At 70.1% G+C, this 14,372-nt stretch carries 17 protein-coding genes; 8 read left to right on the forward strand and 9 right to left on the reverse strand.

Annotated features, from left to right (window positions below):
• Window positions 1-71: 71 nt before the first annotated feature.
• The 3 genes from MFF01_RS10845 to MFF01_RS10855 all read right to left on the reverse strand — a co-directional run bounded on the left by MFF01_RS10845 (window position 72) and on the right by MFF01_RS10855 (window position 2,717).
• The gene (locus MFF01_RS10845) at window positions 72-467 is read right to left on the reverse strand and encodes a response regulator transcription factor (protein WP_238225131.1); all 396 of its coding nucleotides are present in this window, start codon (window positions 465-467) and stop codon (window positions 72-74) included.
• A 107-nt stretch (window positions 468-574) separates the two neighbouring features.
• The gene (fixJ, locus tag MFF01_RS10850; RefSeq protein WP_238225134.1) at window positions 575-1,183 is read right to left on the reverse strand and encodes a response regulator FixJ; all 609 of its coding nucleotides are present in this window, start codon (window positions 1,181-1,183) and stop codon (window positions 575-577) included.
• Window positions 1,173-2,717, reverse strand: coding sequence for a sensor histidine kinase (locus MFF01_RS10855; protein ID WP_238225136.1), 1,545 nt, complete (start codon window positions 2,715-2,717; stop codon window positions 1,173-1,175). The genes fixJ and MFF01_RS10855 overlap by 11 nt, the downstream gene beginning before the upstream one ends.
• 283 nt (window positions 2,718-3,000) lie before the next feature.
• On the opposite strand from MFF01_RS10855, the gene MFF01_RS10860 reads away from it, so the two are divergent.
• Together MFF01_RS10860 and MFF01_RS10865 are read left to right on the forward strand one after the other, a co-directional pair.
• Window positions 3,001-3,168, forward strand: a complete 168-nt coding sequence (locus MFF01_RS10860) for a hypothetical protein (protein WP_238225138.1) — start codon at window positions 3,001-3,003, stop codon at window positions 3,166-3,168.
• 14 nt (window positions 3,169-3,182) lie between these two features.
• Complete coding sequence (locus tag MFF01_RS10865; protein ID WP_238225141.1) at window positions 3,183-3,395, forward strand: hypothetical protein; 213 nt, start codon at window positions 3,183-3,185, stop codon at window positions 3,393-3,395.
• 97 nt (window positions 3,396-3,492) lie between these two features.
• On the opposite strand, the gene MFF01_RS10870 is transcribed toward MFF01_RS10865, so the two are convergent.
• The 5 genes from MFF01_RS10870 to MFF01_RS10890 form a co-directional block, all read right to left on the reverse strand.
• The gene (locus tag MFF01_RS10870; RefSeq protein WP_238225144.1) at window positions 3,493-3,960 is read right to left on the reverse strand and encodes a BLUF domain-containing protein; all 468 of its coding nucleotides are present in this window, start codon (window positions 3,958-3,960) and stop codon (window positions 3,493-3,495) included.
• Window positions 3,961-3,973: 13 nt separating this feature from the next.
• The gene (locus tag MFF01_RS10875; protein WP_238225146.1) at window positions 3,974-5,965 is read right to left on the reverse strand and encodes a heavy metal translocating P-type ATPase; all 1,992 of its coding nucleotides are present in this window, start codon (window positions 5,963-5,965) and stop codon (window positions 3,974-3,976) included.
• A gap of 155 nt (window positions 5,966-6,120) precedes the next feature.
• On the reverse strand, window positions 6,121-6,237 hold the full coding sequence (locus tag MFF01_RS10880; protein ID WP_238225148.1) for a DUF2474 family protein: 117 nt from the start codon (window positions 6,235-6,237) through the stop codon (window positions 6,121-6,123).
• A gap of 11 nt (window positions 6,238-6,248) precedes the next feature.
• On the reverse strand, window positions 6,249-7,262 hold the full coding sequence (gene cydB, locus MFF01_RS10885; RefSeq protein WP_238225149.1) for a cytochrome d ubiquinol oxidase subunit II: 1,014 nt from the start codon (window positions 7,260-7,262) through the stop codon (window positions 6,249-6,251).
• Window positions 7,263-7,267: 5 nt separating this feature from the next.
• Window positions 7,268-8,710: a cytochrome ubiquinol oxidase subunit I gene (locus MFF01_RS10890; RefSeq protein ID WP_238225158.1), complete on the reverse strand. Its 1,443-nt coding sequence runs from the start codon at window positions 8,708-8,710 to the stop codon at window positions 7,268-7,270.
• A gap of 458 nt (window positions 8,711-9,168) precedes the next feature.
• Between MFF01_RS10890 and MFF01_RS10895 the strand changes: the two genes are divergently transcribed.
• Together MFF01_RS10895 and MFF01_RS10900 are read left to right on the forward strand one after the other, a co-directional pair.
• On the forward strand, window positions 9,169-9,963 hold the full coding sequence (locus MFF01_RS10895) for an ABC transporter ATP-binding protein (RefSeq protein WP_238225167.1): 795 nt from the start codon (window positions 9,169-9,171) through the stop codon (window positions 9,961-9,963).
• Window positions 9,956-10,855 (forward strand): ABC transporter permease, encoded by a 900-nt coding sequence (locus MFF01_RS10900; RefSeq protein ID WP_238225170.1) that lies wholly within the window; start codon window positions 9,956-9,958, stop codon window positions 10,853-10,855. The genes MFF01_RS10895 and MFF01_RS10900 overlap by 8 nt, the downstream gene beginning before the upstream one ends.
• 97 nt (window positions 10,856-10,952) lie before the next feature.
• Here MFF01_RS10900 and MFF01_RS10905 read toward each other — a convergent pair whose 3' ends face one another.
• Window positions 10,953-11,723 carry a GntR family transcriptional regulator gene (locus tag MFF01_RS10905; RefSeq protein WP_238225172.1) on the reverse strand — a complete coding sequence of 257 codons (771 nt, stop codon included), beginning with the start codon at window positions 11,721-11,723 and terminating at the stop codon, window positions 10,953-10,955.
• Window positions 11,724-11,827: 104 nt separating this feature from the next.
• Here MFF01_RS10905 and MFF01_RS10910 point away from each other — a divergent pair, with 104 nt between their 5' ends.
• From MFF01_RS10910 to MFF01_RS10925, 4 genes are all read left to right on the forward strand, one after another.
• Window positions 11,828-12,844, forward strand: a complete 1,017-nt coding sequence (locus tag MFF01_RS10910) for an ABC transporter substrate-binding protein (protein WP_238225174.1) — start codon at window positions 11,828-11,830, stop codon at window positions 12,842-12,844.
• A 67-nt stretch (window positions 12,845-12,911) separates the two neighbouring features.
• Window positions 12,912-13,649: a succinate dehydrogenase/fumarate reductase iron-sulfur subunit gene (locus tag MFF01_RS10915; protein ID WP_306421589.1), complete on the forward strand. Its 738-nt coding sequence runs from the start codon at window positions 12,912-12,914 to the stop codon at window positions 13,647-13,649.
• On the forward strand, window positions 13,646-13,975 hold the full coding sequence (locus MFF01_RS10920; RefSeq protein WP_238225178.1) for a succinate dehydrogenase/fumarate reductase transmembrane subunit: 330 nt from the start codon (window positions 13,646-13,648) through the stop codon (window positions 13,973-13,975). Before MFF01_RS10915 ends, MFF01_RS10920 begins: the two co-directional genes overlap by 4 nt.
• Window positions 13,972-14,346 (forward strand): succinate dehydrogenase, cytochrome b556 subunit, encoded by a 375-nt coding sequence (locus tag MFF01_RS10925; RefSeq protein ID WP_238225180.1) that lies wholly within the window; start codon window positions 13,972-13,974, stop codon window positions 14,344-14,346. The genes MFF01_RS10920 and MFF01_RS10925 overlap by 4 nt, the downstream gene beginning before the upstream one ends.
• Window positions 14,347-14,372: the final 26 nt, after the last annotated feature.

Genomic DNA, 14,372 nt, shown 5'->3' on the forward strand with positions numbered 1-14,372 from the left:
CCCGCCCAGGTCCCGCCCGCCAGCGCACGCACGTGAGGTTCCGCTGGCAAGGTTCCGGGGCGCGCCCTCTCTCAGGACGGGACGGCGCGTTCCCCGGAGCCGGGGGGGGCCGCGAGCAGTCCGAGCAAGGTCTCGTAATCGAACGGTTTCTCGATGAGCGGAACCCCGGCTGCGCGTGCCCGCCTGCGGATTCCGGGGGCGGGGTGCCCCGTGATGAGGATCACGGGAATGAGCGCGTCGAGGGCGCGCAGCCTGCCGGCGACATCAAGGCCGTCGAGGCCGGGCATGACCTGGTCGAGAAGCACGCAGCACGGCTTCGGACCGGGGAACGACGCCAGCAGATCCTCGCCATCCGTGAAGGCCTCGACCCGGTGGCCCCTGCTCTCGAGGAGGAAGCACGTCGAGTGCAGCGTCGCCGGATCGTCGTCGACGACGACGAAGAGAGGAGCGGATCGATCCTGGGACATGGTGCCTGCGAAGTGGAGCGCATCTCGAAAGGGGTCGCGACGGCATCATCGGCGCGAGACAGGGCAGCGCATTGAGATGCCTCAATGCCGACGCCCGCGGACGCCGCTCAAGCAAGGCCCGCCAGCACGGACCACCGCACCAGTTCCTGTAGGCTGGCCGCTTGGGTCTTCGCCATGAGCTTGGCGCGATAGATCTCGACGGTGCGGGGACTGATGTCGAGCGTCCGGCCGATCTCCTTGCTGGTTCCGCCGGCGACCAGATGGTCCAGCACCTGGCGTTCGCGTTCGCTCAGGGTCTCGACGCGGCGGATGAACTCCTGAATCGTTGGATCGACCGTGCCGACGGGGCCGCCGCGCCTCAGGGCGGAGCGGAGTGCGTGGAGGAGCGTCTCGTCGTCGAATGGCTTCTCGATGAAATCGCAGGCTCCGAGCTTCATCGCCTCGACGGCGAGCGGCACGTCGCCATGCGCCGTCATCATGATCACCGGAGCCGCGTGGCCCGCCGCCCGCAGGCGGCGGAGAAGTTCGAGACCGTCGATGACGGGCATCCGGATGTCGGTCAGGATGCAGCCCGAGGCCGGCTTTTCCAGACGCTCGAGAAAATCCACGCCGGAGTCGTACTGCCGCACCGCGAAGCCTTCGGTGCCGAGCAGGAAGGCGACGGAATCCCGCATCGCGGCGTCGTCGTCGATCACGTGCACGAGGTCAGGCGTCATGGATGGGGTTCCCTTCCTGCGCGGCCTGAAGGACGAGCCGGAAGGTCGCGCCGCCGGCATCGTTGCGTTCGACCGTCAGGCGCCCACCATGCGCCTCGACGATGGTGCGGCAGATCGAGAGCCCGACGCCCATCCCGTCCGGCTTCGTCGTGACGAAAGGCTGGAACAAGCGGTCCGCGACCTCGTCCGGGATACCGGGGCCGGTGTCCGACACCGCGATTTCTACAGCCTTAGATCCGTCGGGGCGTGCCTCGATCCGCAACTCGCGGCGGTCGTGGTTGCGCATGGCCTCGCGGGCGTTGCGCATGAGGTTGATCAGAACCTGCTGGATCTGCACCCGGTCGACCAGGATGGGGTTGGTCTCGGGAGCGACGGCGATGCGGATCGTGATCCCCTGTTCGCGGGCACCCACCATGGCGAGGGCGCTGGCTTCCTCGATCAGCCGTGCGACGGGCTCGACCTGCTTTTCCGTCTCGCCGCGGGCGACGAACTCGCGCAGGCGGCGGATGATCTGGCCGGCCCGCAAGGCCTGCTCCGCCGTCCTGTCGAGGACCTCGATGGTCTTGGCGACGGCGCCGGCATCCGGCCGGGCGAGCATGCGACGACAGCCGCTGGTGTAGTTGGCGATGGCGCCAAGGGGCTGGTTCAACTCGTGCGCGAGCGCCGACGCCATCTCGCCCATCGCGCTGAGGCGCGAGACGTGAACGAGTTCCGACTGCAGTTCCTGCAGGCGCGCCTGCATCCGGTGGTGCTCAGTGAGATCGTTGATGAAACCGGTGAAGTAGACATCGTCGCCGGAGCGCATCTCGCCGATGGCGAGTTCCATCGGAAAGGTCGTGCCGTCCCGCCGCAGTCCCGTCACGACCCGGTTGGTCCCGATGATGCGATGCTCGCCGGTGCGCCGGTAATGGTCGAGGTAGCCGTCATGTTCGGCCCGCATCGGCTCCGGCATCAGCATCCGGACGTTCCGTCCCACCGCCTCGTCGGCCGCATAGCCGAACAGGCGTTCGGCCGCCGCGCTGAACGAATGGATCAGGCCGGCCTGATCGATGACGACCATGGCTTCCGGGACGGTGTCCAGGATCGAGCGCAGGTGCGCCTCGCGCGCGCGCAGCTCCTGCTCGGCTCTTCTCTGGTCGTCGATGTCGAGGACCACTCCACGATGGCGGGCGGGCCTGCCGTTCGCATCGAGGGCCACCCGGCCGCGTGAGCGAAGCCAGCGGACATGCCCGTCCGGCCGGACCACCCGGTAGTCGACCTCGTAGCGTCCGCCCTCGCGCAGGGCATGCTGGATGGCGTCGGCCCGGGCCTCGCGATCGTCCGGGAGCACGAGGGCTTGCGAGGCGGCGAAGGTCGTCAGCCGCTCGGGGGCAACGCCGAACAGGCGGCCGCAGGTCGGCGAGACGGTCGCCCGACCGGTCGGGATATCCAGCGACCAGATGCAGATGCCGACCTCGTCGAGGGTCTGCCGAAGGTCGTCGACGGCCAGCGCGCCATCGGCGCCGTGGTGTGGAGAGGCGGTGGGGCTCGTCATCGTTCACCCCCGGAAAGACTTTCAGGTCACGGCGACAGTCGACGGTGCCGCGAAGGGCGCGTCCGGATACTGTCGACCGATGCAGGCCTGGCTGACAAGAAGGTCGGCTCTTGCGTCTGCCATCGCCTCACTAGACCGCGATTCGTCAGTTACCTGCTTTGCCCGGCTCCGAAAAGCGGCTCGATGGGGTGTCCTTTCGCGGATGCTGGCGGTCGATTGAGGTGGATCAAGGCCGATCGCCGGCGCCGGGGCACCCTGAGACGGTGTCCTCCGGAGACGGCCCATGCCCAGGACATCCCCATCCGCCGTGGCGGCGCGACGCGACGTCCTCGTCGGAACGACGGTGAAGGGGACACGCGAGGACGCCTCGTCCGCCATCGGCTACGGGCTGTCCAACGCCGCCGGGGGCCACTCCACGCTTCAGTCGGCCCCGCGGTTTCTGGTGCATTGAGGGGAGAGTCGATCATGATTCCGAGACGGCGGTCCGGCCGCAACGTGGTGGCCAGGGTGGCGCGCATGAACAATCAGCCCCGACCGGGAACGCGCCGCGGCGGCGAGCGGTTTGCGATCCGAACGAAACCCGTCGAGCGGCCTCGGCCCGAGGAGACGGACTGGATGGAGCCCCTGGGCGAGGACGACCGGCATGCGCTGGAAGCCGCCTGGAGCTTCGTCGAGTGACCCGACCGGGCAGCCCATCCCGTCTCTTCCAAAACTCCTGTCGGGCCGCCATGCGCAGAGCGCGCATCGACACGGGCCGGGAGTTTCGTGAGGCACGCTAAGGCGCGGTCCTGGCGAATTCCCGCATGAAGTCCACCAGCCGTTTCAGATCATGCGCGGCGGGCTTTTCGGAACCCCCCGTCGCGAGGGCGCCGATCAGGCGGTCGGCGAAGACCGAGGCGCCTGAATAGGCCAGCGTCCAGTGGGAGAATTGCCGTGCGGCGACGCTGCGGTCCTGGGCCACCTCGACACGCTCATGGCGGCGGTCGCGACGGATACTGTCCATGAGTTCGTCGATGGCGCCGCGCGGTCCCTCTAGGATCTGGGCGAACCGCGCCTCGGTGGCGATCAGCGCGCCGGTGACCTGCAGCCGGGCGTTCCTGATCCGTGAGATGTCCACGATATCGGTGACGTCGGCGGCGGAGGCCCGCCTGTGGCTGACGTAGATCAGGGATCGCTCCATCGCCTTCTGCTCGTCAGTAAGAACCTTGAGCCGCCGGATAGCGACTCCGGAAAGGCCTGTCATCGATTCGGCCTCTTCACGCCCGCCGTGGGGCGGCGGCTTCCGCTGGCGTCCCGTCGGACGCGATCTCCAGGCCGTCCTCTGGGGCCGATCTTCGCTCGCCCGACGGGACGACGGGATCCGGCCCTCCGAGGACCCGCATGGCGTTGAGGATGACGGCGACGTCGATGCCTTCCTGGATCAGGGCGCCCTGGAGCGGGGAGAGGTATCCGAATGCCGCCGCGACCATGCCGATGAGCGACAGGCCGAGGCCCGCCACCACGCTCTGGAGCGCGATGGCGCGGGCGCGCCTGGCGATGCGGATGGCCGGCGGCAGGGGCGCGAGGGTGTCGGCGAGCAGCACGATGTCGGCCGCCTCCGCCGCCGCCGCCGCGCCACGCGCGCCGAGGGCCACCCCGAGGTCGGCGGCGGCCAGGGCGGGCGCGTCGTTGACACCGTCGCCCACCATCATCACCGCGCCGGAGGCGCGTTCCTGTAGCACGATCCGCGTCTTGTCCGCCGGATCGAGGTCGGCCTCCACCACGTCGATGGGCAAGCCGACGACCAGCGCTTCTGCGACCCCGCGCCGGTCCCCCGTCGCCAGGACGACACGCGCGATCCCGCACGCCCGCAGCTCCGCGAGCGCGGCGGCGCCGTCCGTCCGGACGGGGTCGGCGAATTCCAGGATCGCCGCCGGCCTGTCGTCCACGGTCACCATCACGGTGGCGGCCGCCACGGCGACGACGGCTCGGACCGGTCCGGGCGCCGGAAAGAGCAGGCCGAGGTTGCGCATCAGGCGGGGACCGCCGACCCTGACGGCCCGTCCCGCGACGAGGCCCGCGATGCCCTCGCCGGGCGTCTCGGTGACCGCGCTCGGCTGCGGCAGGGCGAGGCCGCGTGCCAGGGCTTCCCCCACGAGGGCCCGGGCCGTCGGGTGGCCCGACGCCTGATCCAGGGCGGCGGCCAGGGTGAGGACCTCCGCCTCCGCGAAGGGGGGCAGAACGTTCGTGGCCGTCAGGCGGGCCGTTCCGTGGGTGAGGGTGCCGGTCTTGTCGATCACCAGGACGCGCACCCGCGCCAGCATTTCCAGGGCACCGCCGCCCTTGACGAGCACGCCGATGCCGGCCGCCCGCGAGAGACCGGACACGAGGGCGACGGGCACGGCAAGGATCAACGGACACGGCGTGGCGACGACGAGCACTGCCAGGGCCCGCAGGGAATCGCCCGTGGCCGCCCAGGCGCCTCCGGCCAGGAGGAGCGTGACGGCGAGGAAGGCGAGGCCGTAGCGGTCGGCGAGGCGCGCCATCGGCGCCTTCTGCGCCCTGGCCGCTTCGACGAGACGGACGATGCCCGCGTAGGTGCTCTCGGCGGCGCGACGCCCGGCGAGGAGCGTGAAGGGCGTTCCGACGTTGACCGTTCCGCTCAGGACGGCGGCGTTCGCCTCGAACGTCACCGGCCTCGCCTCCCCCGTGAGGGTCGACTGGTCGAGGATGGCGCGCCCCGAGGCGACGCGTCCATCGACGGGAAGGATGTCACCCACGCGGACGAGGATACGGTCGCCGGGGACCAACTGCGCGATGGCGACCTCCCGCACGGTGCCGGCCTCCTCGCGCAACGCCGTGCGGGGTTGCCGGGCGAGCAAGGCCGTCATGGCCCGGCCGGCGCGTCCGGCGGCGTAGGCCTCCAGCGCCTGCCCCCCGGCATACATGAGGGCGATGACGACGCCGGTGAGCCTCTGCGACAGGGCGAGCGCGCCGGCCATCGAGAGCACGGCGACGAGGTCGAGCCCGACATTGCCCTGGGCCAGGCTGACCACGACCTGGATCACCAGGATGGCGAGGACGGCGAGCGTCGGCAGCATCCAGGCCCATGCCGCGATGCCGGGCTCGTCGAGCGCCTGCGCCGCCAATCCGATGCACAGGCCCGCGAGGGGCAGCGTCGCCAGCCATTCGCGCAGGCGAGCCACCCGGCCGGCAAGGGCGATCCATCCGGACTCGATCGCGGGCAAGGCCGCCTCTGCCGTCGTCATGCGCGCGCTGATCCCGTGTCGTGACCGCGCCCTCAACCTCGCACGGGGCGGTCGAACCGCATTGCGCCGGATCAAAGCCGCAGCGTGGGCCGTAGGGCTTCCCGGGAGCGTGTCGTCCGGGGGCTGCCCGATCGAACCGCTTCGCCTGGGTGCGCTCACACGACCTTCAGCAACCAGCGCAGGGGGAGGGCCACCGCCGTGAGGCCGGCGATGCCGCCGGCCCAGAGCGCGACGAACCAGGCGAGGCGACGCGCAACGCTCGGGATGGGCATGCCACGTCCCCTCAATGGTAGCCCGGTGTACCGGCGGTGACCTTCCCGCGGAACAGCCAGTAGACGTAGGCGGTGTAGGCGAGGACCATCGGGAGCAGCACCACCGTCCCGACGAGGAGGAAGCGCTGGCTGCTCGGGTGCGTGGCCGCATCCCAGATCGTCACCGCGGGCGGCACGATCATCGGGAAGAGGCTGATGCCGAGCCCGACATACGACAGCAGGAACAGGCCGAGGCCGCAGAGGAAGGGCGCGACCTCCTCCCGCCGGTCGAGGGCGTCGCGCAGGCGGCGGCCGAGAAGTGCGACCAGGACCGGGACCGGGGCGACGAAGATCACCGCCGGCCAGGTCAGCCAACGGTCGCGGAAGGCGGGACTGAGGAACGGCATCGCCAGCGACACGGCGACGATGGCGGCGAAGGTCGCCGCGCCGAAGCCCCGCGCGAGGCGATAGGCCCGCAGTTGCAGCGCGTCCTCGGTCTTCCAGATCAGCCAGCCCGCGCCAAGAAGCCCGTAGCCGGCGACGAGGGCGAACCCGGTGAGAACGGAGAACGGCGAGAACCAGTCCCACCAGCCGCCGGCATAGGCCCGGTCCTCGACCCGGACGCCCTGCACCAGGGCGCCGAGGCAGATGCCCTGGCACAAGGCCGCGACAATGCTGCCGGCCGAGAAGGCCATATCCCATGCGGTCTGGGACAGGGGACTGGCCGTCCGGAAGCGCATCTCGAACGCGACGCCGCGAAACACCAGGGCGAGCAGCATCAGGGTGAGGGGGATGTAGAGCGCCGGCAGCAGCGTGGCGTAGGCCAGGGGAAACACCGCGAACAGCCCGCCGCCGCCGAGGATCAGCCAGGTCTCGTTGCCGTCCCAGACCGGCGCGACGGTGTTCACCATCACGTCCCGGTCCACCTTCTCGCGGATGGCCGGGAACAGGATGCCGATCCCGAGGTCGAAGCCGTCCATGACCACGTAGAGGAACACGGCGGTGGCGATGAGGAGCGCCCAGATGAGGGTGAGATCGAGGGTCATCGGCGCTATTCCGCGGGCTGGAGGGCGGGACGGCTCTCGCCGTGGGCCGGGGCGTCGAGGGCCGGCGCCGGGGTGATGCCGGCGGTGCGCGTCGGCACGCCCGTCGGCGGTCCCGCTTCGTGGACGTGGGGGGCTTGGTTGAAGAGGTGCAGGAGGTACCAGATGCCCGCGCCGAACACGGCGAGGTAGACCACCGCGAAGGCGGCCAGGGAGGCGGCGACGGCGGGGGCGGCGACGGGCGAGACGCTGTCGGCGGTGCGCAGCAGGCCATAGACCGTGAAGGGCTGGCGCCCGGTCTCGGTCACGGTCCAGCCGGCCGTGACGGCGATCAGCCCGGACGGACCCATGGCGACCGCCAGGCGGTGGAACCAGGCGGCGTCGTAGAGCCGGCCCTTCCAGCGAAGCCAGAGCGAGGCGAGCCCGAGGGCGATCATGAGGAGGCCGAGCCCGACCATGACCCGGAACGACCAGAACACGAGCGGCAGGTTGGTCGGCCAGGTCGCGCGCGGCATGTCGTTGAGCCCGCGCACGGTGCCGTTCAGGTCGTGCGTGAGGTAGAGGCTCGCCAAGCCCGGGATGCCGAGGGCCCCGCGCGTCTCCCCGGCTTCGGCGTCGGGCCACCCGAACAGCAGGGCGGAGGCGCCGCTCCGGGTCTCGAAGTGCCCCTCCATCGCCGCGACCTTGGCGGGCTGATGCGCGTAGGTGTTCGCGCCATGCATGTCGCCGATGACGAGCTGCGCCGGCGCGACGAGGGCGGCCATCCACATGGCCATGGAGAACATCGCCCGGGCGCGGGGATTCTTGCCGTCGCGCAGGAGGTGCAACGCCCCGACCGCGCCCACGATCATCGCCGTGGTCAGGTAGGCGCCCGTCACCGTGTGGGCGAAACGGTACGGGAACGACGGATTGACGATGATGGCCCACCAATCGGCCGGGGCGAACCGACCGTCGGCCCCCATCGTGTGCCCGGTCGGGGTCTGCATCCAGGAATTGGCCGAGAGGATCCAGAAGGCAGAGGTCAGGGTGCCGAGGGCGACGAGGCAGGTGGCCGCGAAATGCAGGCGCGGGCCGACGCGCGCGAGGCCGAAGAGCATGACGCCGAGGAAGCCGGCCTCAAGGAAGAAGGCGGTGAGCACCTCGTAGCCCAGAAGCGGGCCGAGGATCGGTGCCGTGCGGTCGGCGAAGACCGACCAGTTGGTGCCGAACTGGTAGGACATCACCAGACCGGACACGACCCCCATGGCGAAGGCGACGGCGAAGACCTTGAGCCAGTAACGGTAGGTGTCGAGGTAGACGGCCTTGCCGGTGAACAGCCAGCGGCCTTCCAGGACGGCGAGGAAGCTCGCCAGACCGATGGTGAAGGCCGGAAAGAGGAAGTGCCAGACGACGGTCAGGGCGAACTGCGCGCGGGCGAGGTCGACCGCGCTCGGCAGGGGAAGTGAAGGCATCGGGTTCTCCGGGCGTCCCGGACACGCGCCCGGATCGTTCCCGGGAATGCTGACCCACTCCGTCACCCGCCACTTTGCGCTGGATCAAGGACGACGCGTCCCGACATGCGCAGCGATCCGTCCCGGTCGGGGGCCGTGGAAAACGCGGGCCGTCGTGGGGGGCGCCGCCGGATCATGCACGACGAGGCGACGGGAGATCCCGAACAGCCGGCGCGGACGTCCTCCCGGGCGATGGCGAACGATAAATCCGGTCATCTCAGGTTTAATTTCCTGTCTTATAAAAGATAGCTATTATATTTACAGGAAGGATCGTGCTTGGTATCCAGGGAGTGCGACGAACGATTCCGCCCCTGCCCGGACCCTGGGCGCCGGTGGAACAGGCGTCCGATCGAAAAGCGGCTCAAGACCGCTCGTAAAATCAGCATCGCCGCCATGCGCGTGGCTTAAGGGAGGATGTAATGAGCTTGGCAACAGGCTTGCCATCGAACTTCGCTGAGCCTCTGCTTGAAGTCGATGGCGTCACGCTGCAATACAAGACTCCCCATCACCTCGTGACGGCGACCTACCGGGTCAGCTTCAAGGTCTTTCCGAGCGACCGGTTCGTCCTCCTCGGGCCCTCGGGATGCGGGAAATCCACCCTCCTGAAGTCCGTCGGCGGGTACATGGCGCCGACGGAAGGCCAGATCCGCCTCAAGAACCAGGCCGTCACCGAGCCCGGCCCGGACCGGATGATGGTGTTTCAGGAGTTCGACCAGCTCCTGCCCTGGAAGACCGTGCGCCAGAACGTGGCCTTCGCCCTCGAAGCCTCGGGGCGCCTGACGGGCCGGGCCGCCGACGAGCGGGCCATGCACTATATCGACAAGGTCAACCTCTCGGCCTTCGCCGACAGCTATCCGCACATGCTTTCGGGCGGCATGAAGCAGCGCGTGGCCATCGCCCGGGGCATGGCGATGGAGCCCGACATCTTGCTGATGGACGAGCCCTTCGCGGCCCTGGACGCGCTGACGCGCCGGCGCATGCAGGACGAGCTCCTGGCCCTGTGGGAGGAGACGCGCTTCACGGTGCTGTTCGTCACGCACTCGATCCCCGAGGCGATCAAGATCGGCTCGCGCATCCTGCTGCTCTCGCCCCATCCCGGCGAGGTGAAGGCCGAGCTCAACACCGCTGGCTCGCCCCAGGAAACCCTGCTGCTGGAGCAGCGCATCCACCAGATGCTGTTTTCCGAAGAGATCAAGGAGGCGGAGAATGTCTAGGACCGCGAAGGTGCTCATGTCCCCCCTCATCCTCCGCCCCGCCCGCCCCGAGATCGTCCGCGAGACCGGGGGCGCCTATGGCGGCGCCATCGTCGAAAAGCCGCTCTCGACGGTCGAGCGCCTCTACAACCACGCGTGGCTGCGTAAGCTCGTGATCCTGTCGGTGCTGGCCCTGATCTGGGAGGCCTATGGGCGCTTCCTCGACAACGACCTCCTGTTCCCGACCTTCTCCGCCACGGTGACGGCCTTCGCCCACGGCGTCGCGGACGGGACGCTGGTGCTGCGGGCCTGGGGCTCGATCAAGGTCCTGCTGATCGGCTACGCCCTCGGGATTCTCCTGGCGACCCTGCTTACCGGCATCGCCATCAGCTCGCGCATCGGCACCGACTTCCTCGAGACGATGACGTCGATGTTCAATCCCCTGCCGGCCATCGCGCTCCTGCCCCTGGCGCTGATCTGGTTCGGCCTGGGCAACGGCAGCCTCATCTTCGTGCTGGTCCATTCGGTGACCTGGGCCATCGCCCTGAACACCCATTCGGGCTTCCTTTCGGTCAGCCGAACCCTGAAGATGGTCGGGCGCAATTACGGTCTGCGCGGCAGCCGGCTCATCACCAAGATCCTGATCCCGGCGGCCTTCCCGAGCATCCTCACGGGCCTCAAGGTCGGCTGGGCCTTCGCCTGGCGCACGCTCATCGCGGCGGAACTCGTCTTCGGCGTCAGCTCGGGCTCGGGCGGCCTCGGCTGGTTCATCTTCGAGAACAAGAACATGCTCGACATCCCCAACGTCTTCGCCGGACTGCTGACGGTGATCCTCATCGGCCTGTGCGTCGAGAACCTCATCTTCCAGACCATCGAGCGGCGCACCCTGCAGCGCTGGGGCATGCAGGCGTAGGGGCTCTCACGAAACGCCCGCGGCACGGCCGGGCTCAGGGCGAGCACCGATCGTGACCGGGCGCTTTGCGAGGCACGCGTGGTCCGGTCGGGTGTGCTCAATCGAGGTCGGAGCGGTAGGCGAGCGCCGCCGTCCAGCTCTGGCGGTACTCGATCGGGGCGCCCGTCAGGGCCACGGCGACCCGGCACACGAGGAGCAGGGGCGTCTCCGGCGGGCAGCCGAGGGCCTCCGCGATGGCCGGGCTCGCCCGGTCGGTGGCGATCGTGTCGCGTGCCCGTGCCACGGTCTGGCCGCAGCGCGCTTGGTAGAGCACGTAGATCTCCTCCAGCATGTCGGTGCCCGGCTCCGCGTTCAGGGCCGCGAACGGTTCCGCCGGCAGCGCGATGCGCTCGTAGATCAGCGGCACGCCGTCCTCGCTGCGGGTGCGCAGGAGGACCAGCACCTTCGCCCCCGCTCCGAGCCCAAGGGCAGCCCGGTCCCGCGCGTCGGCGCGTGCCGTTGCGGCCGCGAGGACGTGGGCCACGGGGCGCAGCGGCCGCCCGTCGCCATGGACGAAGCGCAGGAAGCGGAAGCGCGAGCGGTCGCTCGAATGGGGCACCACCTGCGTGCCGCGCCCGTGCTGGCGCTCCAGCAGCCCCTGCCCGACGAGGTCCTCCATGGCCTTGCGGATGGTCCCGATGGAGACGCCGAGGTCGAGGGCCAGCTGCGGCTCGCTCGGTAGATAGCCGCCGGGCTTCCAGGTCCCGTCCACGATCCGGCGCAGCAGCAGGTCGCGCGCCTGCAGGTAGAGCGGGCGGCTCGCCAAGGGTCCGGCCGGCACTTCGGGAGAGTTGTGGGGTTGGGCGACGCTGGGGGAACGGCTCGACATTATGAACTCATATATATGACATATGACCATTGACAGGGGTCGACGCGAGGCTATCGTGGCCCTCGGCACCGGACCAGAGAATTCGGGCGGACGAGGAGGAACACATGGCGCTCGGTCGTCTCATCCGGCTCTGCGGAGCCGCGGCCCTGGTCTCTGCGGGCCTTGTGGCGAGCGCGGGCGCCGCCCGGGCGGAGGCCTCGGTGGTGCGCCTCGCCAAGCAGTTCGGCATCTCCTACCTGCCGCTCACCGTGATGGAGGAGGAGCGCCTCCTCGAGAAGCACGCGCAGCGGCAGGGCCTGGAGCTGAAGACCGAGTGGCTGCGCTTCACCGGCGGCTCCGGCATGAACGAGGCCCTTCTCTCGGGAAACCTCGACTTCGCCGCCGGCGGCGTCGGGCCGATGCTGACGATCTGGGGCCGCACCCAGGGCAACCTGAAGGTCAAGGGCGTGGCGGCGCTCAACGCCATGCCGCTCTGGCTGGTCTCCGTGAACCCGGCGGTGAAGTCGATCAAGGACTTCACCGACAAGGACAAGATCGCCCTGCCCACGGTGAAGAGCTCGATTCAGGCGATCACCCTGCAGATGGCCGCCGAGAAGGCCTTCGGGCCCGGCCAGCAGGGCCGCCTCGACCCCTTCACGGTCTCGATGGGACACCCCGACGCGCAGACGGCGATGCTCGGCGGCCGTTCCGAGATCACCGCGCATTTCGGCGCGCCGCCGTTCCAGGAGGTCGAGCTGAAGGATCCCCGCGCCCGCAAGGTCCTCGACAGCTACGACGTGCTGGGCGGCCCCCACACCTTCAACCTCGTCTGGGCGAGCAGCCGCTTCGTCTCCGCCAACCCGAAGATCGTGGCGGCCTTCCGGGGCGCCCTCGATGAAAGCCTGGCGCTGATCAAGGCCGAGCCGGCCCGGATCGCCGCCCTGTGGATCAAGGCGGAGAATGCCAGGCTGAGCGAGGCCGAGGCCATGGAGATCATCCGCGCGCCACAGACCCAGTGGACCAGCGCGCCCCTGAACATGCTGGCCTATCTCGACTACATGAACCGCGCCGGCCTCGTCTCCGCCAAGGCCGCGGACCAGGGCGAGCTGTTCTTTCCCGGCGCCGCCAAGGCGGAGCGCTGAAGCCATGAACGCGCCCTTCCCCGCCCCGTCCCCGACGGAGTCTACGGTCGACGCCGCGCCCGGCGCGATGCTGACGGTGCGCATCCGGCGAGACGGCGGCTTCCAGGCCTTCACCGTGGCGCGCCGCCCGGCGCAGACGGTCCTCGACGTCGTCACCGAGATCCAGCGCGAGCAGGACCCGACGCTGGCCTACCGCTTCGCCTGCCGGGTCGGCATGTGCGGCTCCTGCGCCATGATGGTGAACGGCCGGCCGCGCTGGACCTGCCGCACGCGGGTCGCGGCGGTGGCGGAGGGCGACGGCCTGACCCTGGAGCCCCTGCGCAACCTGCCGGTGGTCAAGGACCTGGCCGTCGACATGGAGCCGTTCTTCGCGAAATGGACGGCGGCGCACGGCGCCTTCGAGCCCGGCGCGGTGCCGGCCGACGACTTCGCCGTGGTGGCGCCGGAGTCTCCCGAACGCCGCGCCGTGGATGCCGGCATCGAGTGCATCAATTGCGGCGTCTGCTACGCCGCCTGCGACGTGGTGGCGTGGAACCCGGACTATCTCGGCCCGGCCGCCCTCAACCGGGCCTGGACCCTGGTGAACGACGTCCGCGACCGGGGCCAGGACGCGCGCCTCGCGGCCGTGTCGGGGGATGCCGGGTGCCAGTCCTGCCACACCCACATGAGCTGCACCGAGCATTGCCCGAAGGCCCTGGCGCCGACCTTCGCCATCGCGGGCCTCAAGCGCGCCACCGCCCGGGCCGCCCTGAAGCGGTTCGGGGCCCAGGCTTTCCGGGGCCCGTCCGGCCGGAGGCCGTCATGAGCCCGATGCTCTACCTCGCCCAGCGCGGCACCGCCGTGATCCTGGCCATGGCCGTGGCGGTCCATCTCGGCACCATCCTGTACGCCGTGCGCGGCGGCCTCACCGCCGGGGAGATCCTCGGGCGCACCCAGGGCAACGGCGCCTTCCTGGCGTTCTACGGGATCTTCGTGGTCGCCGCGGCGATCCATGCGCCCATCGGCCTGCGCAGCATCCTGCGGGAGTGGACGCCCTGGCGCGGCCGATCCCTCGATGGGGCGATGCTTGCCGTCTCGGCGCTCCTCGCCGTGCTCGGCCTGCGCGCCGCCCTCGCGGTCTACCTCGCATGAGCGCCGGGACCCGAGCCTCCCCCCTGCCCCGGCGCGTGGCCGCGCGTCCGCACGCCGGCTTCGCCGCCGCCCTCCTGCATCGCCTGTCGGGGATCGCGCTGGCGCTGTTCCTGCCGATGCACTTCATCGCCCTCGGCACCGCGCTCCAGGGCGCCGACCGGCTCGAGAGCTTCCTCGGGCTGACCCATAACGGCTTCGTGCGCACGGCCGAATGGGGCCTCGTCAGCGCCCTGGCCCTGCACATGGTGCTGGGGCTGCGCGTGCTCGCCCTCGAGTGGTTCGCCACTGCCGAGCGGACGGCGCTCATCGTCTCGACCTGCGTGGCGACGGCGCTCGCGGTGGGACTGCTGTTCCTCCTCGGCGGCGCCTGAGCCCCGACCCCTCACACGGAGACCGG

Source organism: Methylobacterium adhaesivum (genome assembly GCF_022179065.1).
Lineage (GTDB): Bacteria > Pseudomonadota > Alphaproteobacteria > Rhizobiales > Beijerinckiaceae > Methylobacterium > Methylobacterium adhaesivum.